Raw genomic sequence first — 26,352 nt, 5'->3', positions numbered from 1 at the left:
GAATGGAAACCTATACCCTCTTCTTTTTTCTAGCCCTTTTAGCCGAAATTATCGGAACAGTCAGTGGCTTTGGTTCTTCCATTTTATTCGTCCCGCTAGCGTCCTTAATTTTAGACTTTAAAATCGTTTTAGGCGTTACTGCCGTATTTCACGTATTTAGCAATACTTCCAAAATTCTTTTATTTAGAAAAGGGATAGACAAAAATATTGTCTTCAAATTAGGTATTCCGGCTGTTCTATTTGTCATATTGGGAGCATTATTAACTAATTATATTCCACAAAAAAAGATTGAACTTAGTATGAACATCATCATTCTAGCTTTATCTATTTATTTGATGTCTGGAGCTCACCGCAGAATCCAAAAGAATAATCAGAATTTATATACTGGTGGAGCTATATCTGGCTTTTTAGCTGGGTTAATAGGTACTGGTGGGGCTATTCGAGGAATTACTTTAGCCGCTTTTCAATTAGAAAAAGATGTATTTATTGCGACTTCTGCTGTCATCGATTTTGGGGTCGACTTGAGTCGAGCAGTGGTATATATTTCCCAAGGATACTTTCATCGAGAACATATTATTCTCATCCCCTTTTTGATTATTATCAGTATTGTAGGCACCTATTTAGGAAAGATTATCTTGACTAAAATTTCTGAAAATACTTTTCGCTACATTGTTTTATCGGTCATTATCATCACAACAATCATTCAAACAATACATTATTTTCAAGATTAATTAGGTTGAATTCTCGCTGATTCCCGACATTTTTTGGTAAATAATGTATTTCTAGCTGAATTATGCCGAAATTGCAGAAAATTAGGCGAGCTATATCCTGTCCATTGAACCAATTTACAGGACTTGCCGTTTAAACTAGTAGCGTAACATTCATTTTCATCACTATGGCTAACACGAATCTCATTGGACTAGACAGTCAAAAATCAGAAGAACTAGCAGCTAAATTGAACATCCTTCTGGCAGATTATCAAATACTTTATATCAATGCAAGGGGATTTCACTGGAATATTGCTGGTGAAAAGTTCTTCGAATTACATTTGAAATTTGAAGAAATTTACAATGATGCATTATTGAAAATAGATGAAATTGCTGAGCGAATTCTAACTTTAGGTCATACGCCATTGCATTCTTTCACGGATTATGTAGCTAATGCAACCATCAAGGAAGTGAAGCATGTATCTGATGGAAAAGAAGCATTGGGCCATATACTACATGGTTTTCAAGCACTTATTTTGCTTGAAAGAGAATTGTTGAATTTGGCTTCAGATGCCCAAGATGAAGGGACAAATGCCCTAATGAGCGATTACATTCGTGAGCAAGAGAAGTTAATTTGGATGTTTGCTGCATTTCTTAAAAAATAATACGTCTATCATTTTAGACAACGAGTTCCTTTTCGTCCGACCGGTGATCAAGAAATCAAAACAATCCGGTCGATAAACAAAAAGGCAATATGTCATTTGAAAAATTAAAGTTAATTGAGCCTATTCTGAAGGCTTTACAATCAGAAGGTTACACTACTCCAACTCCTATTCAAGCTCAAGCCATTCCTTTGGTTTTAGACAGAAAGGACTTATTGGGTTGCGCACAAACAGGTACAGGTAAAACAGCTGCATTTGCTATTCCCATTATTCAACTACTAACACAAGACAAGCATTTACCCGCAGGAAAAAGACTCATTAGAAGTCTAATATTAACTCCTACTCGGGAATTAGCCATTCAAATAGGTGAAAGTTTTGAGAGTTATGGAAGAAACACCAATTTACGATATAAAGTTATATTTGGGGGAGTAAGTCAACATAGTCAAGTAGAGTCTTTACGGGCTGGTGTAGACATATTAGTGGCTACTCCAGGTCGTTTATTGGATTTGATGAATCAAAAGATTATCAGTCTTCAAAATATTCAATTCTTTGTTTTGGATGAAGCTGATCGTATGTTGGACATGGGCTTTGTACATGATGTTAAGAAAGTCATTGCTCGATTACCCCAACGAAGACAATCTTTATTCTTTTCAGCAACAATGCCTCCTGCTATTGTAGAATTAGCCAATAGTATATTGGTTAATCCTTCCAAAGTGGAAGTTACGCCTGTATCATCTACAGCAAATACCATCAATCAAGTGGTCTATTTTGTCGATAAGGATAACAAGCGCAAATTGTTGATTGATATTCTAAAAGACAAATCGATTGAAAGAGCTCTGGTTTTCACTAGAACCAAGCATGGTGCTGATCGTGTAGCGAAAGATTTAACTAAGGCAGGTGTCAATTCACAGGCCATTCATGGAAATAAGTCGCAAAATGCAAGACAAACGGCCTTGAATAATTTCAAATCGAAATTAACGCGGGTACTTGTAGCAACAGATATTGCCGCTCGTGGTATCGATATTGATGAATTGACACACGTCATCAATTATGAGTTACCTAATATTCCGGAATCCTATGTTCACCGAATTGGACGTACGGGACGTGCAGGTGCTAGTGGTATAGCTATTGGCTTCTGTGAGGCAGAGGAGAAAGAATACTTAAGGGATATTCAAAAATTAATTGGTAAGCAAATCCTGGTCATCGAGGACCATCCTTATCCATTAATGAATCATACCATAGCTAAAAAAGCTGCCAAGCCACAGCGTCCACCTAGAGCGGCAGGAACTACCTCTTCCCACAGGAACAGTGGTACTCCACGCACAGGTGCGCCTGCAGGTGCAAATACCTCAGGCGCATCAGCGCCTAAAAAGAATACACCTTACACAGGATGGAAAAAGAATAAATACCAGGGCGGAAAGGCTTAGGTGTTAGTGATTGGGGATTAGTGGTTGTTGGTTGATTCTTGATTCACTATTCTTAGATTTGTCAACTTTTAAAAAGTTGACAAATCTCGTAGCTGACAAATCTACCAACTAATCCCTCAAATTAATTGATAAAATGCTTCTTAATTCATTTTTATCAACTACTTGGGCATAAAAAAAGGGTGCAAGTTTGATCTTGCACCCTTTTTTATGGTAGAAATTATCTTATTTCTTTGTTGCTGGAGTAGCTGTTTTAGTTGCTGGAGTAGTAGTCGCAGCAGCTGGAGTAGCCGTTACTGGCTTAGGAGTAATACCCATTTTCTTCAACACTAAATCAGAGATGCTAGCATCAGCTGGATAGTGTAGCAAAATTGGAGCTGTTCCCATACCTGCGTCATAATTGAAAACATAAGTATAAGCGTTTTCATTAGCTACTGCATGCATGTTTTCTTCAATTTTCTTCAACAAAGGTTGTAACAATTGAGCTTGTTTCTTTTGCAAAGAAGACTGAGAATTTTGTTGAAACTCCTGGATTGAAGTCTGTAAATTCTGCAATTCCTTCTCTCTATCTTGCTTAATAATATCAGCTGTACTAGCTGGCAATTTCTCAAATACAGCTAATTTATCTTGAAAGTCTTTTACCTTTCCTTGATACAATGTCTCGTATTGCTTCTGCGTATTTTTCAAATCCTCTTCCACTTGTTTAGCTTCAGGCATTTGACTTAATATGTAATCTGCATTAATAAATCCGATCTTAATCTGCGCCTTAAGAGGCATTACAGCCATTCCGAACACTAGGCCCATGGCCAATAAAAATTTGGTTTTCATACGTGAGTTTAATTGATTATTAATTTTCTTTTACTGGTTTACTTTTATCAGTTGCTTTATCGACCAAATTCGGATCTAATTCCAATCCCAATTCTTCCAATACATAATCAGAATAGTCGTGTACTGGATTGGTATAAATCATGGCCAACCCATCATTTGCTTTATCAAATAAGAAATCAAGTCGCTTTTGGCGAACAACTTTCTCCACCGCCTTGGAAACTTCATCCAATACGGGTTTCAATGCGGCTTGTTTGAACTTAAACAATTCGCCTTCAGCCCCAAAAATTTTATTTTGAAATGACCTGGCTTCATTGTCCTTTTGACGAATGATACTTAATCTTTGTTGACGCAAGTCTTCGGTCAACAATAATTCTTCTAATTTATATTCTCTCTCTAACTTAGCTACTTCCTCATTTTTACTTGAAATCTCCTGAATCCACTGTTTGGTCATTTGATCTATCTTGCCTTGAACTTGTTTGTACTCAGGCATTTTAGACGTAATGAACTCGGTATCAATGTATCCAAATTTTTGGGCAAAAGACCTTTGTCCTAGCACCGTAAGCATCAAAATTAAGAAAAAAATCGACTTTTTCATTGTATGCTGCTAAATCACTATCTAATCTGTTGACCGATAGAGAACGTAAAGGCCTGACGTCCAAAATCAGAATCACCTGGTCTAGGTTTATCAAATCCAAAACCATAATCTATACCAATCATACCAAAGGCTGGCATAAATATACGCGCACCAAATCCAGCCGACTTATATAAATTAAATGGATTATAATCTGATAAAGAAGAGAAGTTGTTACCTCCTTCTGCAAAACCCAATACAAAAATGGTCGCTGAAGGATTTAAGGATACTGGATAACGTACTTCCATCACAAATTTATTATAGGCAACTCCACCATTTCCATAAGATCCAGATGGCCCAATAACACGATCTTTATAACCTCTCAATCCAACGATATCACGGTTGAAAGAGAAGCCTTGCACCATACCTGAGCCTCCTAAATCAAAACGCTCAAAACGAGTAGTTTCTTTTCCTCCATAAGACCCTAAGAATCCTAAGTGTGCTCGCGTATGCAAGACAAATTTACCTGCCAAAGGACTAAACCAGCTAGCATCTAACATCCATTTATGGTACTCAATAAGTTGGCCCGTTTTATTACCCCCCAATAAAGAATAAGGTGGGGTTAATGACGCTGTCATCGAGAAACTTGAACCCGACCTCGCAAATGTAGGGTTGTCAATACTATTTCTTGAGAAGTTCGTCATGAAAGTCACCGAAGTAGAAATACCCTGCGGGTATGCCCAAGTATAGTAACGATCTACATCATATTGAGAAAAGGATAATGAATGACTTAATGAGAAATAATCATCTGGCCATTTCAAACGTTTTCCTAAACTGAAAGTAATACTGTTCACGTTAAAGTGAGCCGTTAACAATGAATCAGGTACAGAATAACTTTGATAACCGCCATAAGCTCCACCATAGCCTCCATAACCACCATATCCACCGTAACCGCCATAGCCACCATAACCGCCGCCACCATAGCCTCCGCCTAATCCACTTCCGTAGCCACCGCCATAACCTGTTGTTCTAAATTGGTATGGATAAGATATACTACGATTCAATGCAATAGAGAATGAATTAGGCTTTTTACCTCCTAACCAAGGTTCTGTGAATGTCAAACTGTAATTTTGGAATGCCGCTCCATTGGCTTGAAAACGAACTGCTAATTTCTGACCATCTCCTGCTGGTAATGGGCGCCAAGCTGCCCAATTAGTCAAGTTTTTAGCCGAGAAATTATTAAAAACCACACCAAGGGTTCCAACAAAGCCGACATAACCTCCCCAACCACCAGATAATTCAATTTGGTCAGAAGGTTTTTCTTCTACGTTGTACTCAATATCAACTGTTCCATCGGCTCTAGGTTGAGGATTCGGGCTGATTTTTTCTGGGTTAAAATAGCCAATTTGAGATAACTCACGAACCGTACGAATGATGGCTGACTTATTAAATTTTTGTCCTGGTAAAGTACGAATCTCACGCATAACTACGTGGTCAGAAGTCTTTGTATTACCATTCAAAATAACCTTATTGATCGTGGCTTGTTTTCCTTCTGAAATACGGATAGTCAAGTCGATGGAATCTCCAACGATGGCTGTTTCTACTGGTTCGGCATTGTAATACAAATAACCGTTGTCCATATAAACCGAACTCAAATCTTCCCCTGGATTTCCACCCATTTTCTTATCCAACTCTTCTGTATTGTACACATCCCCTTTCTTAACTCCCAAGACATCCTTCAACACCGAATCTGGATAGATGTAATTCCCATCAAAAAAGATGTTACGGTAATAATATTTGCGGCCCTGAACTAATTTAACTTTCAAGTTTACCGATGAATTATCGTGGCGATATACCGAATCAGAAATCAATTGAAAGTCGCGGAAACCCATTTTATTCATCGCAGCCAAAAGCTTCTCCTTATCTTCATCCCATTTCTTAGGAACAAATTTGGAAGGCTTGAAAATTCGACCAAAACGTACTTGCTTGGTATTCTTAATTTTTCTCAAAATAAGTGAACGCTGAGCTGGTTCAATTCCATCAAGAATAATTTTATTTACTTTTACCTTATCACCTTTATCGACAGTAACAATCAGGGTTGCGTTATTCCCTTTAGTTGTATCTGTTTTCACCACAGATTTAGTCGTAATATTCAAACGACCTTTTTCTTGGTAGTATTTACGAATAACCAATTCAAGATTTTTACGAAGTGTTTCCGTAATGATTTTCCCTTTATATGCTTTTACTTTTTCGTTTAATGTCTCCCTTTCTCCTTTTCTAATCCCACTGTAAGTAATGGCAAACAAACGAGGTCTTTCTTTCAACTGAATACGTAACCAAATTTTATCTCCTTCTACTTTTTCAGCATATATTTCGACATCTTCCAAAATACCTTGATCCATGATTTTTTTGATGGCAGAGGCAATGGCATCTCCTGGAACTTTGATTTTATCTCCAACCTGCAAACCCGAAATATTCACCATGGAATTACCATCATAAAATTGCGAGCCTGAAATTGAAATTCCTCCAATGGTGTATTCCTGAGGTACTGAATAAGAAAAACTAGGTTCGGCGCTACTAGGTGTAGTGGAGAATAGGCGTCCACCTAAGCCTTGAGCTAATAAGCCTTGACTCACAAAAATCATCAAACTGAAAAACAAGCCCAATGATTTCCATTGTAATTGGCACGCGTTAACTCGATTCATTAAATATCTTTTTTCCATACGAAGCCTTAGCCTTCACTTTTAACTTGTTCACTCGTTTTTCCAAATCGTCTTTCACGCATTTGGAAATCAACAATAGCCTGATATAAATGTACTTTTCTAAAATCAGGCCAAAATAAATCTTCAAAAATATACAATTCGGCATATGCCAATTGCCACAGCATAAAATTACTAATTCGGTGATCTCCACCAGTTCTGATCATTAAATCAGGATCAGGCATTCCTGCGGTCGACAAATGATTATCCATCATGGAATCATCAATATCACTAGCCTTTAATTCCCCTTTTTCAACTTTCTCAGCCAGCTTTTTAGCTGCTTGTACCAAATCCCACTTTCCTGAATATGACAAAGCTAATACCAATGTTAAGCCTGTATTATTCGCCGTTTTATTCATCGCAGCCAACAATTCCCTCTGTGATTTATCAGGCAAAGATTCAATATTTCCGATGGCTTTTAAACGAACCTGATTCTTCATCATGGTAGGTAATTCCTCATTAATGGTACTTACCAACAAGCTCATTAAAGCCATTACTTCAGCTTTAGGTCTATTCCAGTTTTCCGTGGAGAAAGCATACAAAGTCAAATACTTGACTCCTAACTCTCCACATCCTTCAATGGTCTCCCTAACTGCTTGAATAGCATTTCGATGACCAAAAATTCGATCTGTGAAACCCTTCTGTTTCGCCCAACGACCATTACCGTCCATGATAACGGAAATATGGGCAGGAAGATTGTTAAGGTCAATAGATTCTTTCACAAATAGGGCAATAATTAATCGAATAAAACAAAGTGGTAAAGATAGCTAATTTGAACACCTATTCAAAATACTAGGACTAATCAGTAAACTTTGGGACAAAAGATCGATTGAATGGTATAAGTGACCGAAAAACCTAGATGCAAATACTGATCTCCCCCATTCAGGGTAAAGCTGTCCATATTCCCATCATAAGACGCAACTTGGTCTAGTTTATCGCTAAATACTTTTCTGCTTCCTATTTCTCCGCGAATACCCCAATTCTTATTGATCTGAAATTTAACTCCAATTCCATAGGGTATTGCCGGAGTCAAAAATGCATCGATTTTATCTGGACTGGCAAAAACTGCTCCCAATCCTCCAAAGAAATAAGGGGTCCAATTGACATGTCTTGGGTCAACTTCGTAGTCCAAAAAATTATAATCTACTATTCCCGAAAATTCAGTAATCGACGTAGCAAAAATAGACGCATCCACTACTTTACCATTGGGTGTAATGACGGTAGGCGGAGTTCCAACTGGAAATAATGTACTAGGTCGGTTAGCTATATTGCCCTGAATTCGACTCAGCATCATTTGAAAACGATAGGTAAAGGCATGTCGTTCTTGATATGAAACAAACAGGTGAATTGCAGGCAAGGTTTCTTTTAACTCCGCAGCACTTGGTCGATATCCCCAATCTGCCAATTCCCCTTTATAGACTGTTGCACCAAAGCCCGCTCCCCAAGTCCACCTTTGTGCTTGTAAGTCCGTAGATTTAGCTAAAAAGATGACAAGAAGACACAGTAAACTGGCCTTAACGAGGTTAGTGGGTATTATCGTGGTAGTGGAGGACAATCAATCTTATTTTTTAAGTGGTAAATCAAGCGAATTTGGGTAGTAAAATACTGATCGGAACCTTTGGCTATCAAGGGAGGATTACCAGAGGTATTACCTTGTGCCACCTGCATTAAATAAGGTTTTCTATCAGTTAAAGTATTGGCAGCATACCATTCTGAAGAACGATAAGTATACAATGAATTAACAATTGTATTTGGTGGAGGAAAAGGCTGTCTATTATCTGAAACATCATCTAAGTAATCAGAAAAAGCGATTCTATATCCGAATTCAAATCCAATATCAAAAGACTTATTTAATTTATATCTCAAGCCAAAACCAAAAGGTACCGCACCTGTAATTTTAGAATAATCTACATCTTCAGTTTTAATGTCTTTCAAATCAATCCAACCTTGTTGAACAGGAGGAACTGTACTTAATGGATCAATATCGTATATGGCTTTTGCTCTAGCCTGAGGATTGAAATATACTCCTGAAAGTCCTAAATAGACATAAGGCGACAAGGTTCTACGTTTAGGTAAATTCTCCTCATTTCCCAGAATTTCATAAATCCCAATCAATGACAATTCCTGCATATCGGTACGGAAATGTAAATTCCTCCCATAACTAGGCTCAAATCTTCCTTTGGAATCAAAATAATTGTCATCCGCGGCTATGCGTATGTAAGTAAAGCTACCTTGAATGCTCAAATGTTTTTTAAAATGACGCGTATATTGCACTCCAGCATTCCAACGTAAAGTCTTCCCTCCCACATCCATTAAAGTCATGGCAGGCGCAATATCCCCTAGATAGGTAGATGAACCAGCTCCAATACTAAAAGATGAGTGTGCCTTAAAAGGATTTTTAGGAGCTGCTTTCTTCCCACTTTGACCCAAAAACCAAAATTGAGCCTGCATGGGTGCTGAGGCACATATTGTCATCAAAATACATAAGCTGAAGAGTCTGATCATGGATGTTTTTGCTGGTTAGATCATAAAACGTTGATACTCCCTCAAATGTTGTAGTATAAGGCGGCACGAATATACAAAATTATGGCTTGTATTAAAATTTGACCCCTTATTGAACAAGCATCCTTTTGTACATGGAAAGCCCAGAAGTACTTGCCATATGCACCAAATAAATACCAGGTGATAAGCCTAATGCATTCAAAGTCAATTGATAAGTGCCCGGAGTTCGTGTACCACGATAGAGTGTCTTGATCTCTTTTCCTTGTAAATCAAACAACGTAATTTTTATATCTAATACGGGTTTATAAACGGCATATTGAATGACCGTAAAATTCGTCACAGGATTAGGCATTGGTGAATTGATTTCCATTCCCAAAGTATCAGGTAAGGCATCTGGTGAATTCTTAAAAATAGGTACTCGTTCAAAGGTCTGTTTAAATAATTCCTGCGTTTTGAACGCATCTAATCCCAAATGATCTCTCAAAACAGTACTATAAATTTGACGGTAATCAAAATTGTATCTTAAATCACCATTACTATCCAAATTAGTCAAACTAGGATTAGCTCCAATCAATCCTCCCCTTACATTATTTCCAATAAATAGCATGGGAGCCGCAGTTCCATGATCTGTACCTTGGGTTCCATTTTGATTCACTCTCCTCCCAAATTCTGAAAAAGTCATCACAGTAATCGCATCTGCCAAACCTTGATTGGTCATATCATTTTGAAATGCAGAAACCGCCTCAGAAATTGTTTTCCATAAATTGGCATGCTGCGTTTTTTGATTTGCATGGGTATCAAATCCGCCAATATTGGCTAGGTAAACGGGCGTCTCTAAACCTCCAGCCACCAAACGAGCTACAATACTCAATTGCTTGGCTAAATTGGTATTGGGATAAGTATAGGCATTTTTTGCTTTATTAGCCGCATCCCTAATAACCGTGGAATATTGTAGGGATGAACTAGCAATCTGCTTTAAAAAGGCCAACTCATCTCCAGCTAAAGTGGCAGGCGGTAATTCGGAATCAGCTAAAGTTCCTGAGACCAATTGATAAAATAAATTAGGGTCCTCGAATACCGTCCCTACCCGACCTACATCTGTTTGGAATAACAGAGATTCCACCGAACCCAACTGAATGGCCATAGGGTCTTTGGGTAGTTGAATGGGATAATCCGGATATTGCATTTCCAAAAAACGACCGGCCCAGCCTTCATCCCAAACTGTCGTTGCGTCAGATCCAGTATTCCAAATATCGGTAGCTCTAAAATGGGAACGGTTGGGATTAGCATATCCTACACTTTGCGTAATGGCCACCAAACCTTTGTCGTACAAAGACTTCATACTCGCCATAGCAGGATTCATGTACATGCCATTGGACAAGGGAAGAGCGTCTTCTTTTTTTATCGATATATCAGGCCTTTTAGTAAAATAATTATCATCCTCCGCTGGAATGATGGTATTTAGTCCATCATTTCCTCCGTTCAATTGTATGATAACTAGTACTTTCCCACGAGCTGCTTGGGCATAAGGCGTAGCACCAAATGCCTTTCCTGTGAAAGAGCCCAATCCCCAAGTCACCCCACCACTAAGTAGAGCCATTTGGCGTAAAAACTGCTGACGGCTTAGTTCTTTTTTCATTTTTATGCCAATTGATATTCAGGTAAGCGCATCATTGCTTTCAAAAACTTATTAATTCGAGCGTCTGCATTGGGCGTGTATGTGGACCAATTGGCCGCAATAGTACCATCCAAAAGCACTTCCAATAAAAATGCTTTTCTAGCTTCTGTTAGAGGGAATCGAATGAATAATTTGACCATTTCTTCGACAAACTCCTTGGGTTTTTCTGCATTGGATGACAACCTAGCAAAAGCGATGGGGTCTAATTTTCCAGTAACAGTCACTCCATTATACCTCTTTCCACTCAATAGCGAATCCGTAAATCCTGCTCGGTAGGAATAGGTCGTGGAACTTATCCAATCTCGTTGACCTTCCCAACCGGCCACATTAGGTGGTTGAAAAAGTTGCATTTGAAGTATGATAGCCATATCATACCAATTTTGTAAATCGGGATTTTTAAGCTCCAATTGTTTGGCGGATCCCACGATTAACTCCGTTGGACTTTTAATCTTGGCTGCCAAGATTTCAGGTTTATAAAACTCCTCTGAGGTGAATAAGAATTTTAATAATGGCTTTAAAACAAAATTGTTTTGTCTTAATACGGCTGCCATTTTTTTAACAAATACTTCATCTGCTTTGTAATAGACAAATTCCTTGTAGATTTTCCGACAAATGAATTCGGAGGCAGCAGTTTGCGTGAAAATATGATCAATAAGACTATTATTATCAAACTTCGCTGTTTTACCCAAAACAATTAGACTTGCTTCTTTATACCAGCGCGTAGCATCAAAAACAGATATCAATCCTCTTACTTGCCATCCAGAAAACACTCTTGCTGCTTGCTTGATATCAGTCTCTGTGTAATTACCTATGCCCAAAGTGAATAATTCCATCACCTCTCGAGCATAATTTTCGTTGGGTGCAGTACCCCGACTATTATTTCCATCCAAATAAATTAACATGGAAGGATCTATACTAATATCTTTGACCAATTGTTTAAAATCACCAAAAGCATAATTTCTCAATAATTGATTCTGCTTATATACGTATTGGGGATAATTGACCTTTTGCCTTTCATTTGAAAAATGATTGTGTAGGAATAAAACCATTTTCTCTTGCATACTGAGAGATTCGCCCAGCATACGACTATACCACCACTTGGTTAATTGTAAAAACCATGGCCCCACTAAATTTTTATCTAATTGAGCTTGCTCAGGCACTAAGTCTACCCAGGTATCAGGTGGAGCAGGGATGGATATATCCTTTAAAATAGCTAAATCTAATAAATCATTGAAATTCCCATATCCCATGGCCCGTTCTAAATCCGATTTCGAATAGCCAAATAACACACGTGAAAGTAAATGCGAAACATGGGTGGTATTCCAAGTTAACATAGCATTCCTGTTTTTATAATGTATTTCAAATAACTATGAAATACGTTGAGAATAGATAAGCTTAAAGTAGCACGTAATAATAAACCAATTGACGCTAATTATCAATTTATTGATAAAATTACTTGTCATTTTTCTATTTGAATTCTGATTCGGGAACTTATCGAGGTAAGTTTCCGTTGTTGAAAAGTTACTCAAAATTTTATTTTGGATTTGAGATGGAAATTTTACCATCAGAAACGAAAAAAAATCACTTGATTTGCGAGAATAATCGTTTAAATATGTCACAAGGTTATACCCCACCCCGTAGAGCTCCACGTAAAAAGTTGAAAATGCCTTTATTCGGCAATTTAGGAAGTGGTAATTCGGGCCAAGGGGATCAAGTAGATTGGGGAGGTAAAAATTTCACTAAACTGGTTTTCATCGTTGGAACATTAGGATTACTTGCCCAAATGTTTTTGCCAAATCTATGGGCAGAAAAAATGTATGATACCGAAAGTGAGATCCTGGATTTAGATTTAGATGGCTCTATTCGTAAAAAATTCACAGATGCCACTAACCCCAATGATGTTCATTATATTTTGGTTGTAAAACAAAAAGATGGGACAAGACGTAAATTGGATTTACATAAGGCAGATCCCGTATTTTTTGACCAAGTAGCCGTTCCACAAAGGCTCAAAAAAACACCCGGTTCTTTGGATGTTTTGGTCACACGCTTTTCTAAGCTTGACACCACAATCAAGATTCGATTTCTTCCCTGATTCTCTAACTGAATATATCGCAAATAAACGCGGCTTACTATCGCTTGCGTTAATTTTAGCGTTTTTTAGAGATTAATTGGTAAATTGCATATTCAATTTTAAAATAGCCTAGGTAGGCACACATTCTATACAATGTTATCCATCTTCAGCAAAACAGTAACCAAAATATTTGGAACCAAGTCGGAAAGAGACATCAAAGCATTGATGCCGATAGTCGATAAAATAAAAGAGGAGTACGCCCGATTGAGTCACATCTCAGACGATGAGTTACGTCAAAAATCGGTTGACTTCAAAGCTCGTATTCAGGCATTTTTGGCTGATATAGATGCACAGATAAATACATTACATACACAAGGACAAGCTACAGAGGACATTGATGCCAAAGAAAAGTTTTTCCTAGAAATTGATAAATTAAATCTAGAGCGCAATAAACAATTAGAAGTAGTATTGAACGAGATACTACCAGAGGCATTTGCGGTAGTAAAAGAAACGGCGCGTCGATTTACCGAGAATAAACAATTGGTCGTTCAAGCAACCATCGAAGATAAATTCATTGCCTCTAAAAAGGCAAATGTTAAGATAGATGGCGATAAAGCTATCTGGGCTAATCAATGGGATGCTGCGGGCAATACCATTACTTGGGATATGATTCATTACGATGTCCAATTGATTGGAGGTATCGTGTTGCACCAAGGAAAAATCTCTGAAATGGGTACGGGAGAGGGTAAAACATTGGTTTCTACGCTTCCTACTTATTTAAATGCCTTGGCTGGTCGTGGTGTTCATATCGTCACTGTCAATGATTATTTGGCCAAACGTGACTCCGAATGGAATGCTCCTTTATTTGAATTCCATGGTTTGAGAGTGGATTGTATCGACAAGCACGAGCCTAATACAGAAGAGCGTAGACATGCTTATGCAGCGGATATCACTTATGGTACCAACAATGAGTTTGGCTTTGATTATTTGCGTGATAACATGGCTCGTAGCTTAGAGGATCAGGTACAAAGACCCCATCATTTTGCGATGGTGGATGAGGTTGACTCCGTTTTGATTGATGATGCTCGTACACCTTTAATCATTTCTGGCCCTATCCCCCGTGGAGATGAGCAAGAGTTTGACACATTTAATCCACGTGTTCAGAAATTAGTAGAAGCACAAAAGCAAATTGTGCAAAATTTCTTAGTGGAAGCTAAAAAACAAATTACTTCGGGTGATAAAAAAGAAGGCGGATTGGCATTATTCAGAGCCTTTCGTGGTTTACCTAAGTCTAAACCATTGATCAAATTTTTATCAGAATCAGGAAACAAGCAATTGCTTCATGAAACAGAATCCATCTATTTGGCAGAAAATCAAAAATTGATGCCACAAGCGGATTCTCCTTTGTTATTTACTATTGAGGAAAAAAACAATCAAGTTGAATTAACGGAAAAAGGATTGGAGTTCATGAGTGGCAACACGGAGGATCCTAATTTCTTTGTATTACCTGACTTGTCCATTGATTTAAATAAAATTGAGAAAAATAAAGAGTTATCAGATGCTGAACGTTTATCTCAAAAAGAACAGTTGATTCGTGAGTACAATGACAAAGCGAGCCGTATTCATACGGTAAATCAATTGTTAAAGGCTTATGCCCTATTTGAGAAAGATACAGAATACATCATTGTAGATGGTAAAGTGAAAATTGTTGATGAGCAAACCGGGCGTGTGATGGAAGGTCGCCGTTATTCTGATGGTTTACATCAAGCAATTGAAGCAAAAGAAGGTGTCAATGTGGAAGATGCTTCACAAACTTATGCCACGATCACCTTACAAAATTACTTCCGTATGTACCATAAATTAGGTGGTATGACGGGTACAGCCGAAACAGAGGCAGGTGAGTTTTGGACAATTTACAAATTGGATGTTGTTTCGATTCCTACAAATCGAGTGATACAAAGAAAAGATGCGGAAGATAAAGTATACCGTACTGTTCGTGAAAAATACAATGCCGTTGCTGAAGAAATTCAAGAATTAGTCAATCAAGGTCGTCCCGTTTTAGTGGGTACTACCTCCGTTGAAAACTCGGAATTGATTAGTCGATTGTTGACGATTCGTAAGATTCCTCACAATGTATTGAATGCAAAACAACATGCACGTGAAGCGGAGATTGTTGCTGAAGCAGGACAATCAGGCAAGGTCACCATTGCAACCAACATGGCTGGACGTGGAACGGACATTAAGTTAAGTCCTGAGTCGAAAGCCGCTGGCGGTTTGGCCATTATTGGTACAGAAAGACATGAATCGAGGCGTGTCGACAGACAGTTGCGTGGTCGTGCGGGACGTCAAGGAGACGTGGGTTCTTCTCAGTTCTTTGTATCTCTTGAAGATAATTTAATGCGTTTATTTGGTTCAGACCGTATAGCGAAAGTAATGGATCGTTTGGGCATGGAAGAAGGAGAAGTGATTCAACATTCGATGATTACTTCGTCCATTGAAAGAGCACAAAAGAAGGTTGAGGAAAACAACTTTGGTATTCGTAAGCGACTATTGGAATACGATGATGTGATGAATTACCAAAGAAATGCCATTTACAAACGTCGTCAAAACGCCCTTTTAGGAGAGCGTTTATCGTTGGATATTATCAATACGATGTTTGATGTTTGCCAAGATTTGGTAGGTCAATATACCACATACGGCGAATTAGAATTAAAAGTGATTGATTTATTGGGTATTGAGCCTCCATTTGCTGAAGAAGATTTCAATCGATTATCTCCAGAAGTGAAGATTGAACGTTTATTCTTAGCTGCAGAGGATCATTATAAGAGTAAAAATGAGGGTATCGCTCAACAAGTTATCCAAGTAGCTCAAGAAGCTTTACGTCAAGGTTACTCAGGTATTCAGGTACCAATAACCAATGGAAACTGGGTAACAGGTGTAGTGGTAGATGCTCAAAAAACAATCGATTCACAAGGAAAAGAAGTGGTCAAAGAGATGGAGAAATTCATTACATTGACCTTGATTGACCAAGAATGGAAAGAGCATTTACGTGAAATGGACGACTTGAAACAATCCGTTCAAAATGCTGTATTTGAGCAAAAGGATCCATTATTGATCTATAAATTTGAAGCGGTTAATTTATTCCAACGCTTTGTTTCTCGAGTGAATGTGGACACGATTAGTTTCGTGTTAAAAGCTGAAATTCCTGAAATTCAACAGACGAATCAAGCGCAACAAGTTAAAAAGGAGAAGGCTCCGAAATTACAATTAAGTAAAGATGAGGCTATTTCCTCTCTATTGGGTGGCTTAGCTGGGGGACAAGCTGAAGAACAGCAGGAATACCACGACCCTAGCTCACGCAGTGAAGAGCGAATTGCGCCACGCCAGGCTATAAAAATTGCTGACCGTAATCAACGAGTGACTGTTCAATACCGAGATGGTTCTATCAAGGAAAATGTCAAATATAAAACCATAGAGCAGGATGTTGAGAGTGGAGAGGCGGTAGTGATCGCTTAGGTATTGATTTGCATTAAATTGAAAGTGGTTAGTTGTAGGCGCAATATTGAGCTTTATAACTAACCATTTTTTATTCTAATAAAAATACATAGATAGTTAAACAAATATCTAATTTAAATCTTTCTATTCTTTGTTAAACCTATTTTAAGACCTATTCAAAATGCCATTCAAACATCAAGTTCTAACTGACCCGATCAAAGGGGACGTCTATGAGTTTTTAGAAACTGCCCAGGATAGCCAAGGAGAACGAGTTAGCATCAAAATGACCGTTAAGACCAAGGGGCAATTGGTACCTATGCATTTGCATATGCTTCAAGATGAACACTTTACGGTTTTAAGTGGTCAACTTACTGTTCTACATGAGGGCAAATCCCAGGTATTACAAGCTGGAGATAGTATTGTCTTAGCCAAAAATGAAGTGCACAATCATTTCAATAATCATGATGAACCTGTGGAATTTATTCAGACAGTAAGTCCTGCATTAGATTTCGATTACTTCATTGAAAACTTGATTAACTATACCATCGATCATCAAGTAAAAGGTGGCAAGTTTGGGCTGATTCAACAATTAGTCACGTCGAAATACATAGCTAGTAAAAGTTACGTGGCGGGTATTCCAATCCCAGTTCAAAATTTCCTTATGAATGTAGTGGGCCCTATTGCTAAGTTATTTGGCGTAAAGGCTTTGTATGCAGAATATTGCGGGATAAATAAATAATTAATTAACGCTTTTCTAACGCTGTCAAGGTTCGGAACCTTGCCAGCGTTGCGTTAACGATTAAAATTTGACCTATATTGTCCAACAAATTGATAAAAGAACTTTGAAAGAAAAGTAAATATGCTTTAGAATATACATGCCTACAACTACATTTTTCACTGCTTCATTTTAAAACCAATCAATGACATACGAAAAAAGAATAGTTTGTTTCTTCGATATACTTGGCTTTGCTGACGCTGTAAAGGATAAAATTCTAAGCTCTGATGAGATTAAATCTCTATTCGATGAATTAAATATTTTAATAAATGAAAATTCAAATGATTATATTCCAATAATTCATTTTTCAGACAGCTTTGTTATTACAATAAAATTTAAAAGAAATGCTCCATCTCAATTGGGAATTGTAGTTAAGATTCTAATTAAATTGTTAGAATACAATCTTCTGGCTCGAGGTTCCATAGTATTTGGTGAAGTTCTTCATCTCGAAAAAAACATATTTGGTCCAGCACTAGTCGAGGCTGTAGAACTGGAGAAAAAGAAGGCAAAATATCCCCGAATAATTGTTGATAAAAGTTTATATGAATTAGAATTACATACAATTGGAAATAGAACAACCACCTATATAGATTTCTTTAATAATTTTAGATATATCAAACTTGACGATGTTGATAATGAATTCTACATCGATTTCATTGGAGAATTAATAAACAATAAAAACAACTCAATTTGTGTATCAAATTTACATTCACTAATTAAAAAATTTCGTAATTCCGAAGACGGAAAAATAAGAGAAAAATATACGTGGTTGGAAAATAAAGTAGATCAGGACATTAATTAATTTTCACTTTTAATATTGGATCAATCATTAGAAATATGCTTGTCTCCAATTATTTTATGAAATATAGCCTATACCTTTTCATTTTAATCAAATTCATTCTTCAATATTCACTCATAGATTCCAGCTATGATTTACAAAGGGATGAATATTTACATCTTGATCAGGCACATCATTTGGCTTGGGGATATATGTCGGTGCCACCATTCACATCTTGGGTATCCTGGCTCATATTACAATTAGGCAATCAAGCGTTTTGGATTCAATTCTTTCCTGCGTTATTTGGAGCATTAACTATCGTTGTCGTTTGGAAGACCATCGAATCATTAGGGGGTAGGCATTTTGCTTTGTATTTAGGTGCCATTTCGGTACTTCTTTCTGCCATTCTCCGCTTAAATACACTTTTTCAGCCCAATTCTTTTGATGTTTTGGCCTGGACAACCTGTTACTACCTGCTCATTCGATTTATTCAAACAGATCAATCCAAATGGTTATACTATTTGGCTATTGTATGGGCATTGGGATTTTTGAACAAATACAATATCATATTTCTCATTTTGGGCATTTTACCCGCCATCTTGTTATCTGAACACAGGAAAATATTGGCTCAAAAACGTTTTTATGTGGCATTGAGCTTAGGGTTATTGATTATTCTACCCAACTTAGTTTGGCAATACCAACATCATTTCCCGGTAATTCATCACATGAAACTGTTATCAAAGATTCAACTAGTTCATGTCAACCGTTGGGACTTCCTATCTTCCCAGATCCTGTTTTTTGTTGGTTCCTTTTTTGTACTCATTGCTTCAATGTGGTCATTATTGGTTTATCCACCATTTAAAAAATTTCGATTTCTATTCTGGAACTTGATTTTCACGTTGGCCATCTTCACCTATTTTAAAGCCAAAGATTATTATGCCATCGGACTATATCCCATCTATCTATCATTTGGTTCTGTCTACATAGCTTTTGTCCTACAATTTGGATGGAAAAAATATATGCAAATCATAGCTTTAGCATTACCCTGCCTAGCATTTATACCTATGTATTTGTATGTTTTTCCCAACAAATCGGCCAAGCTTATCATTCAAAATCCGGCACCTTATCAAAAATTGGGGCTTCTTCATTGGGAAGATGGCAAAGACCACCACTTACCTCAGGATTTTGCTGATATGCTAGGATGGAAGGAATTAGCTCAAAAATTAGATTCGGTTGTATCCACTCTCCCACCAGCTAGTTTAGATAGCACCATTATCTTATGTGATAATTATGGCCAGGCTGGTGCCATAAATTATTATACAAAAAACAAATCGATTGTAGCATATTCTATGAATGCCGACTATGCCCGATGGATTCCTTTAGATAAACCCATGAAACATGTGATCTTGGTCAAAGAGTATGATGATGAAGATCCTCGCCGAACAGAGGAAAGACCTTTTTTTGACACCTTATATTTGGCTGGAGTAAGAAGTAATCCATTAGCTAGAGAACATAAGGTTTCCATTTATGTATTAAAAAATGCCAAAATCAATATAAATCGACGGGTAAGCGATGAGGTCGCGGAAGCGTTATACCTAGAATAAACATTTCGATAGTTATTCTAAAAATGGATTCTCCAAGTCATTTGCTTCAGATTGATGATGAAATCCAAGAAACAAAACCATTAAATACATTATGCCTAAGGTTGTTAAACGAAAAATTAAAAGGGGAATTAGAATTTCCAAATATGTGATTTACAAGGAAACGCTGATTGATCAAAAAGAAAATTTCCTATCCTTTTTAGGTGCCTTTTTAGGAGTTGGAATCATAGCTTTTTGCCAAAAGCAAATTCTGAATGAAAATGAAAATGTCTTTTTAATTGGATCATTTGCAGCATCCAGCGTATTGATTTTTGGTGCTATACAAAGTCCACTCGCACAACCTAGAAATCTGGTAGGCGGTCATTTTATATCAGCCATTTTGGGAGTTAGTATTTATCGATTATTACCCGACATCATCTGGTTAACCGGTCCATTAGCTGTAGGATTATCCATCGTAGCTATGCAAATAACCAAAACGCTGCATCCTCCTGGTGGAGCTACTGCCTTGATTGCAGTGACAGGCTCCGCTAAAATCAAAGCACTTGGTTATTTTTATGTTCTCTTCCCTGTACTTACAGGAGCTACAACCTTATTGTTCATTGCACTAATTTTTAATAACCTAAGCCCCAATAGACACTATCCAAGTAGTCGGCGAGTTAGAAATGCTATTCGAATGATTTTCAATCAAATAACTTTTAGAAAAATTCGCTAATTCAAAAGTATTCTAACGACTTATAGAAATATTATTTATACTTGTTGAGAAAACATTCCCCCAATACCCGAAAATATCCAGCATGAATCCACATAACATCGTAACTGATGGTCAACTAAAAGTTTCCTTTGATGATACGACAGGAAGTATTTTGATCTCAACACCTAAGGGCAACATCATTGAATTAAATGATCAATTAAATGTGTTGAAATTGAGTGATCAATTCCAAAACAGTATCACCATGAACAGGAATGGGATTCAGCTAGAAAGTCATGGGGACATCTCTATTTCTGGCTTAAATATTCATTTGAAAGCTATTTCCAATATTGACCTTAAAGCCGAGATGAATGTAAGCACTCAAGCATTAAACATTGAGCAAAGAGCAGATGCTAGTTTTACGGCTTCAGGTGCAGCTAGTGCTGAACTGTCCGCATCAGGACAAACCAAAGTGAAAGGTGCTATAGTCAATATAAATTAATAGATATGTCGTTAGCTGCCAGAATTACCGACGTTCACGTATGTCCAATGATAACGTCAGGTATTCCTCCCATTCCTCATGTAGGTGGACCTATAATTGGGCCAGGTTGTCCAACGGTTTTAATTGGAAGCCTTCCAGCGGCATGTGTTGGAGATATGGCTGTATGCGTTGGAGAACCTGATAGCATCATTAGTGGGAGTCAAACTGTCTTTATTGGTGGACGTCCTGCCGCGAGAATGGGGGATAAAACTAGTCATGGTGGTAGTATTGCTCTAGGGCTTCCAACGGTAATAATTGGAGATTAAAATTCATTTATATCAAAAATCCTCCTTCTGATGAAAGCTTTTCATCCTTATTTTTTACCCACATTGGTCACCCATTACCAACAAGAAGCGGGTGAAATGCTTGCTAGGATGGATCAATTATATACAGAAATATATGATACAAGTTTAGCGACTTCCAAGAACCCAATCGATAAAAGATTATCCTTTAGCGCTTATTTTTTGGCTATGATCCAATGCTTGGACGAAAAAGGCGAAAGCTATGAACAGATTCGTCAAGTATGTCTACTAATTGCTAATGATTTCGTCCAACCCAAAAATAGTTTCCAACGGCTCATCAAAAAGTGGCCTTCGTATTTCGTTCAAACGTGGTTGGGGAAATTATTAATTCAAAACTTAAAAAAAGAAGTAGAAAAACCTGGCCATCCCGATGGATTTGTGGCACGAATCATTACCGACAAAAACGCCACTCACGGTTTAGGGTATGGTATTGATATACTTGAATGCGGCATTTGTAAGCAATTTCAAAAACAAAATTATACCCGATTTATGTCCATTTTATGTGAAGTGGACCACATGACTACTAGTTTGGCAGGATTGGAGATGTTCCGACAAGGGACTATTGCTCAAGGTGCTCCTATTTGTGATTTCAGGTATAAATTGAAAAAATGAATTCCCTTTTACCAAAGAACGATATCATCTGCATGCGCCACCTCTAGACTGCTAGATGCGCTTATTAATTCTGAATGAGAACAACGGGCACGAGCAATGGCCACAGGAGTTTTGTTCATATCCAACAATTCGATCACCTCTCCTTTTTCGAAATCTCCAAGAAACTCAAGCACTCCTACGGAAAGCAAACTTTTGCGTTGTGAGATGGCTTTTACGGCCCCTTTATCTAGTACGGCTTTACCACGAATCAATGAACCAGTGGCCAACCACTTTTGTCGAGAATTAAGCGATGCTTCTTGGGCTTCAAACACCGTTCCGATCTTTTCATTCAGCGCATCCACAATCCCTTCTCCTTGATCTAAACCAAATATCACCACTTTGATCCCTAATCTAGTGGCCATCCGAGTAAAGGTCAATTTGGAAATCATCCCTCCCAATCCTGAACTGGATTTATCGGTACTTACCACACTTAACACCTCTGAATCTATTTCTTTGACATGTCGAATGATCTTTCCTTCTCCATCCAAAAGTCCACCTACCGAGGTTGAAATCAGCAATTTAGAAGCACCAAAACCCGTTGCAATCAAAGTCGCTAATTCATCATTATCCGAAAATTTCAACTCCACATTACTCACCACATCATTTTCATTGGCAATAGGAATAACCCCATTTTTCCAAAGTTCTTGATAAGTCTCTTTCAGTTGCAAAAACTGCCCTCTTTGAGAAAAATGATGTCTTTCACATAAGCTTTGAGCAATAGAAATACCATATTTCTGGAAATAATCGTTGTATTTAGCAATCAAGATCGGATTTCCAACAGCTGCAGCCGCCTTCCGTTCAGACAAGCTTCCCTTATAATTTTTAAAGACCGATTTTCCAGCCGCGACTGCCCCACTTGATACTAAAACAATGTGGAAATTAGGCTGTAACTGAGCTACTTGCGAAGCAATTTTCTCCAAAGTTTGCTCATTTACATCCCCATTGGCATGCGTGATGGAAGATGATCCGAATTTAATTACAAGTATAGGTTTTGACATAATGAACGAAATATTCCTGCAATTTAAGCAATTGAATCCATTCTTAGGAAAGTAGAATGGAGAATGTAGAATGAGGAATTAGGAATAGAGAATTAAATTTTGAAATAATACAGAAGCCGTTTAAATTACCAAAACTTCTTTCAACCTACTCATTATCAATCAAATGAAAACTAATCTATCTAGTAAACAACAGGCCGACAAATTAATTTTCTTAGGAGTATTCTTGTTCTTTTTAGGATTGGTCATTGGACTATTAATTCCCATTCTTGCCAAACCTCGCATTGGCTTATCTTCTCATTTAGAAGGAGTTATGAATGGCATGTTTCTCATTCTATTAGGTCTAATTTGGAACCGATTAACCCTATCTACATTTTGGTTAAAATCAACCTTTCGATTAGCGGTTTTTGGGACATATATTAATTTCTTAACTATTGGTTTGGCGGCGGCTACCGGTGCTGGAAAATTATTACCCATAGCTGGAGGTACGGAGCAAGGACCAATGATTGAATCAATCATTACACTTGGATTGATTTCTCTAAGCATTGCCATGCTCTTAGTTTGTATTTTGGTGATGAAAGGTTTGGTCAATCAAAATAAGAATTGAGACTTATTAGCATTGATGACTAATAATCATTCTTTGGCAATTTAAATGTACACGTTTTTTTGAGGGCCTTGGCTAATCGGCTTTTATAGTCTTTTCGACTGATTTCAATAGCTCCATAGCGAAGTACATTATCATTCATAAATTGAGTATCCAACAAAGAGTAACCTTGTTCCCGCAGCAAAACCATCAAATAATGGAATGTGACTTTAGAAGAATTAGGTACTAAACTAAACATAGACTCTCCGAAATAGGCGCCACCTAAAGCCACGCCATAAAGTCCACCCACTAGCTTATCATCTTGATATGCTTCCACGGAATGGGCGAAACCTCGTTGAAACATTTCGGTATAAGCCTGAATGATTTCTTCTGAAATCCAAGTTTCTGAATCAGTAGACCTTGGTGCAGCACAAAAACGCATGACTGCTTCAAACTGGGTATCAATACGGATTTCGAACAGGTGTTTATTGATGACGGACCTCAATGATTGCGCAGGCTTATAGGAATCAATGGGAATGATAGCCCTTGGATCTGGGCTATACCAATGAATTTCACCCTCATCTGCCATGGGAAAAACACCTTTGGCATAAGCATAAATTAATTGTTCTACTGATAATAGTTTATCCTCTTCCATGAAATAATTAAGAGATTATTCGCATTTCCCCGTTGAATTTCTGAAATTGCAAGCTAATTAGGACAAACTTAGGACGAGCTTCCTGGTTTACAAAAAGAATGCAGATAAAATTATCATTCGTACATCTTACTTCTCCTATCCGACGAAGGCGACGATACATCTTTAGGGTATGATCCCCTAGGGACCTGAAGAATGCTATTGTTTAATTTTTATCGTCGTTAAGAATGAATCCTTATACTGTTCAAGTTGCTAGTCAAGCCCATTTTGGCCTAGCAGAGTCTATTTGCCACGAAATGGCAGAATCGGCAAAAGCTCGTGGTACGGGTATTGCCAAAAGAACGCCTGAATACCTCCAAGAAAAAATGTCTGAAGGTAAAGCTATCATTGCTACTGATGACGTCACGGGAGCATTCGTAGGCTTTTGTTATATTGAAACCTGGCAACACGGTAAGTTTGTTGCCAATTCGGGATTAATCGTTAATCCATCCTACCGTCAATATGGAGTTGCCAAAGCTGTCAAAGCAAAAGCATTTGAACTATCCAGAACACGGTATCCAGATGCTAAAATCATTGGTATCACCACATCTCTTGCTGTGATGAAAATCAATTCGGATTTGGGGTATGAACCTACCACTTTTTCAGAATTACCTGTTGATGACAATTTCTGGAAAGGATGTGAATCTTGCGTCAATTACGATATTTTAACGCGTACTGAACGTAAAATCTGTTTATGCACGGGGATGATTTACGACCCTTATGCAACCAAAAAGTCTCTAGGTGATTCCGAAGAAAAATGGTTATTCCTAAAAAATATTGCTGATTTCAGCAAATTGAAAAAGATCAAAGAAAAATTATTAATGCCCTTTAAGAAGAAGGGGAAATCCAAATAAACATGAGCAAGCCGAAAGTAATTTTAGCCTTTAGTGGAGGATTAGATACCTCATTTTGTGTCAAATATTTAACCGAAGAGCGTGGCATGGAAGTGCACTCGGCTTTAGTCGATACTGGTGGGTTCTCTCCTGAGGAATTAAAAGCCATTGAAGCGAAAGCCTATGCTTTAGGGGTAAGCTCGCACGTTACTTTGGATGTGGTGGATTCGTATTACCAAGATTGCTTACGTTATTTAGTTTATGGCAATGTCTTAAAAAACAATACATATCCCCTTTCAGTATCTGCTGAGCGAGTATTTCAAGCTACAGCTGTAGCCAAATATGCTGAAAAATTAGGTGCCAAAGCTATCGCACATGGAAGTACAGGTGCAGGTAATGACCAAGTACGTTTCGATGTGGTATTCCGCATCTTAGCTCCTGAGTGCGAAGTCATTACTCCAATTCGTGATTTACAACTTTCTCGTGAGGCTGAAATTGACTTCTTAAAGTCAAAAGGAGTGGTTCAAGAATGGCATAAAGCAGCCTATTCCATCAATAAAGGCCTTTGGGGCACTTCAGTTGGTGGAAAAGAAACGTTGACTTCTGATGGTTATTTGCCTGAAGATGCGTGGCCTACTCAATTGACTAAAACTACTCCTGAGAAAATAAGTTTGGAGTTTGAACAAGGTGAATTAGTGGGAATCAACGGTAAAAAGTCTAGTTCAAAAGTTGCGGCTATCCGTGAATTAACGGAATTAGCTGGATCCTTTGCCATTGGAAGAGATATCCACGTAGGTGATACCATCATTGGAATTAAAGGTCGTGTAGGATTTGAAGCTCCTGCTCCTTTGATCATCATTAAGGCTCACCACAGTTTAGAAAAACACATTTTGACCAAACACCAATTGTATTGGAAACAAAACATCGGTGATATGTACGGAACCTTATTGCACGAAGGCCAGTTTTTAGAGCCCGTAATGCGCAACTTTGAAACATTCTTGGCAGATACCCAAAGCAATGTAACAGGTACCGTTCACGTACAATTAAACCCATATCAATTCCATATTCTAGGTATTGAATCTAAATACGATTTAATGTCTTCTGTATTTGGTGCATATGGAGAAATGAATAAAGCTTGGACGGGTGATGACGTGAGAGGATTCTCGAAAATTGTCTCCAACCAAACCATGATACACCGGAAGGTAAACGAAAAATAG

General features: G+C 37.7%; 25 protein-coding genes. 15 read left to right on the top strand and 10 right to left on the bottom strand.

Annotation, left to right across the window (positions count from 1 at the left end; all coding sequences use genetic code 11):
- Nucleotides 1-2: 2 nt before the first annotated feature.
- From EWU22_RS06160 to EWU22_RS06150, 3 genes are all read left to right on the top strand, one after another.
- The gene (locus tag EWU22_RS06160; RefSeq protein WP_130924855.1) at nucleotides 3-731 is read left to right on the top strand and encodes a sulfite exporter TauE/SafE family protein; all 729 of its coding nucleotides are present in this window, start codon (nucleotides 3-5) and stop codon (nucleotides 729-731) included.
- Between the two features lie 164 nt (nucleotides 732-895).
- Entirely contained in the window at nucleotides 896-1,372 is a 477-nt protein-coding gene (locus tag EWU22_RS06155; RefSeq protein WP_130924854.1) for a Dps family protein, read from the top strand.
- A gap of 89 nt (nucleotides 1,373-1,461) precedes the next feature.
- Complete coding sequence (locus tag EWU22_RS06150) at nucleotides 1,462-2,796, top strand: DEAD/DEAH box helicase (protein WP_130924853.1); 1,335 nt, start codon at nucleotides 1,462-1,464, stop codon at nucleotides 2,794-2,796.
- Nucleotides 2,797-3,018: 222 nt separating this feature from the next.
- Here the strand turns inward: EWU22_RS06150 and EWU22_RS06145 are convergent, their stop codons facing one another.
- The 8 genes from EWU22_RS06145 to EWU22_RS06110 form a co-directional block, all read right to left on the bottom strand.
- On the bottom strand, nucleotides 3,019-3,621 hold the full coding sequence (locus EWU22_RS06145) for an OmpH family outer membrane protein (RefSeq protein WP_109322455.1): 603 nt from the start codon (nucleotides 3,619-3,621) through the stop codon (nucleotides 3,019-3,021).
- Between the two features lie 19 nt (nucleotides 3,622-3,640).
- On the bottom strand, nucleotides 3,641-4,216 hold the full coding sequence (locus EWU22_RS06140; RefSeq protein WP_130924852.1) for an OmpH family outer membrane protein: 576 nt from the start codon (nucleotides 4,214-4,216) through the stop codon (nucleotides 3,641-3,643).
- A 17-nt stretch (nucleotides 4,217-4,233) separates the two neighbouring features.
- The gene (locus EWU22_RS06135) at nucleotides 4,234-6,897 is read right to left on the bottom strand and encodes a BamA/OMP85 family outer membrane protein (RefSeq protein ID WP_231962780.1); all 2,664 of its coding nucleotides are present in this window, start codon (nucleotides 6,895-6,897) and stop codon (nucleotides 4,234-4,236) included.
- Between the two features lie 26 nt (nucleotides 6,898-6,923).
- Nucleotides 6,924-7,673 (bottom strand): isoprenyl transferase, encoded by a 750-nt coding sequence (locus EWU22_RS06130; RefSeq protein ID WP_109322453.1) that lies wholly within the window; start codon nucleotides 7,671-7,673, stop codon nucleotides 6,924-6,926.
- 80 nt (nucleotides 7,674-7,753) lie between these two features.
- Complete coding sequence (locus tag EWU22_RS06125) at nucleotides 7,754-8,506, bottom strand: DUF6089 family protein (protein ID WP_109322452.1); 753 nt, start codon at nucleotides 8,504-8,506, stop codon at nucleotides 7,754-7,756.
- A complete protein-coding gene (locus EWU22_RS06120; protein ID WP_130924851.1) occupies nucleotides 8,485-9,456 on the bottom strand; it encodes an outer membrane beta-barrel protein in 972 nt (323 codons plus the stop codon). The genes EWU22_RS06125 and EWU22_RS06120 overlap by 22 nt, the downstream gene beginning before the upstream one ends.
- Nucleotides 9,457-9,562: 106 nt before the next feature.
- Nucleotides 9,563-11,092: a DUF1501 domain-containing protein gene (locus tag EWU22_RS06115; protein WP_130924850.1), complete on the bottom strand. Its 1,530-nt coding sequence runs from the start codon at nucleotides 11,090-11,092 to the stop codon at nucleotides 9,563-9,565.
- Between the two features lie 2 nt (nucleotides 11,093-11,094).
- Nucleotides 11,095-12,465, bottom strand: coding sequence for a DUF1800 domain-containing protein (locus EWU22_RS06110; RefSeq protein ID WP_130924849.1), 1,371 nt, complete (start codon nucleotides 12,463-12,465; stop codon nucleotides 11,095-11,097).
- Nucleotides 12,466-12,743: 278 nt separating this feature from the next.
- Between EWU22_RS06110 and EWU22_RS06105 the strand changes: the two genes are divergently transcribed.
- The 9 genes from EWU22_RS06105 to EWU22_RS06065 all read left to right on the top strand — a co-directional run bounded on the left by EWU22_RS06105 (nucleotide 12,744) and on the right by EWU22_RS06065 (nucleotide 21,994).
- On the top strand, nucleotides 12,744-13,223 hold the full coding sequence (locus tag EWU22_RS06105) for a hypothetical protein (RefSeq protein WP_130924848.1): 480 nt from the start codon (nucleotides 12,744-12,746) through the stop codon (nucleotides 13,221-13,223).
- Nucleotides 13,224-13,355: 132 nt separating this feature from the next.
- A complete protein-coding gene (secA, locus tag EWU22_RS06100) occupies nucleotides 13,356-16,718 on the top strand; it encodes a preprotein translocase subunit SecA (protein WP_130924847.1) in 3,363 nt (1,120 codons plus the stop codon).
- A gap of 160 nt (nucleotides 16,719-16,878) precedes the next feature.
- The gene (locus tag EWU22_RS06095) at nucleotides 16,879-17,436 is read left to right on the top strand and encodes a cupin domain-containing protein (protein ID WP_130924846.1); all 558 of its coding nucleotides are present in this window, start codon (nucleotides 16,879-16,881) and stop codon (nucleotides 17,434-17,436) included.
- Nucleotides 17,437-17,617: 181 nt separating this feature from the next.
- Nucleotides 17,618-18,274, top strand: coding sequence for a hypothetical protein (locus EWU22_RS06090; RefSeq protein ID WP_130924845.1), 657 nt, complete (start codon nucleotides 17,618-17,620; stop codon nucleotides 18,272-18,274).
- A gap of 56 nt (nucleotides 18,275-18,330) precedes the next feature.
- The gene (locus tag EWU22_RS06085; RefSeq protein WP_130924844.1) at nucleotides 18,331-19,854 is read left to right on the top strand and encodes a glycosyltransferase family 39 protein; all 1,524 of its coding nucleotides are present in this window, start codon (nucleotides 18,331-18,333) and stop codon (nucleotides 19,852-19,854) included.
- 145 nt (nucleotides 19,855-19,999) lie between these two features.
- Nucleotides 20,000-20,563, top strand: a complete 564-nt coding sequence (locus EWU22_RS06080) for an HPP family protein (protein WP_317127102.1) — start codon at nucleotides 20,000-20,002, stop codon at nucleotides 20,561-20,563.
- Nucleotides 20,564-20,645: 82 nt separating this feature from the next.
- The gene (locus EWU22_RS06075; RefSeq protein ID WP_130924843.1) at nucleotides 20,646-21,041 is read left to right on the top strand and encodes a hypothetical protein; all 396 of its coding nucleotides are present in this window, start codon (nucleotides 20,646-20,648) and stop codon (nucleotides 21,039-21,041) included.
- Nucleotides 21,042-21,046: 5 nt separating this feature from the next.
- Nucleotides 21,047-21,346, top strand: a complete 300-nt coding sequence (locus EWU22_RS06070) for a PAAR domain-containing protein (RefSeq protein WP_130924842.1) — start codon at nucleotides 21,047-21,049, stop codon at nucleotides 21,344-21,346.
- 30 nt (nucleotides 21,347-21,376) lie between these two features.
- Nucleotides 21,377-21,994 carry an L-2-amino-thiazoline-4-carboxylic acid hydrolase gene (locus EWU22_RS06065; RefSeq protein WP_130924841.1) on the top strand — a complete coding sequence of 206 codons (618 nt, stop codon included), beginning with the start codon at nucleotides 21,377-21,379 and terminating at the stop codon, nucleotides 21,992-21,994.
- An 8-nt stretch (nucleotides 21,995-22,002) separates the two neighbouring features.
- On the opposite strand, the gene proB is transcribed toward EWU22_RS06065, so the two are convergent.
- On the bottom strand, nucleotides 22,003-23,031 hold the full coding sequence (proB, locus tag EWU22_RS06060; protein WP_109322440.1) for a glutamate 5-kinase: 1,029 nt from the start codon (nucleotides 23,029-23,031) through the stop codon (nucleotides 22,003-22,005).
- Nucleotides 23,032-23,194: 163 nt separating this feature from the next.
- On the opposite strand from proB, the gene EWU22_RS06055 reads away from it, so the two are divergent.
- Complete coding sequence (locus tag EWU22_RS06055; RefSeq protein WP_130924840.1) at nucleotides 23,195-23,635, top strand: hydrogenase; 441 nt, start codon at nucleotides 23,195-23,197, stop codon at nucleotides 23,633-23,635.
- A 19-nt stretch (nucleotides 23,636-23,654) separates the two neighbouring features.
- Here the strand turns inward: EWU22_RS06055 and aat are convergent, their stop codons facing one another.
- Nucleotides 23,655-24,266, bottom strand: a complete 612-nt coding sequence (gene aat / locus EWU22_RS06050; RefSeq protein WP_130924839.1) for a leucyl/phenylalanyl-tRNA--protein transferase — start codon at nucleotides 24,264-24,266, stop codon at nucleotides 23,655-23,657.
- A gap of 224 nt (nucleotides 24,267-24,490) precedes the next feature.
- Here aat and EWU22_RS06045 point away from each other — a divergent pair, with 224 nt between their 5' ends.
- The gene (locus EWU22_RS06045) at nucleotides 24,491-25,156 is read left to right on the top strand and encodes a GNAT family N-acetyltransferase (protein ID WP_130924838.1); all 666 of its coding nucleotides are present in this window, start codon (nucleotides 24,491-24,493) and stop codon (nucleotides 25,154-25,156) included.
- Nucleotides 25,157-25,158: 2 nt separating this feature from the next.
- Nucleotides 25,159-26,352: an argininosuccinate synthase gene (argG, locus tag EWU22_RS06040; protein WP_109322436.1), complete on the top strand. Its 1,194-nt coding sequence runs from the start codon at nucleotides 25,159-25,161 to the stop codon at nucleotides 26,350-26,352.

The sequence above is a fragment of the Aquirufa nivalisilvae genome (genome assembly GCF_004307455.1).
In the GTDB taxonomy this organism is placed as follows: Bacteria; Bacteroidota; Bacteroidia; order Cytophagales; family Spirosomataceae; genus Aquirufa; species Aquirufa nivalisilvae.
This window is presented reverse-complemented; position numbering and strand designations above follow the sequence as displayed.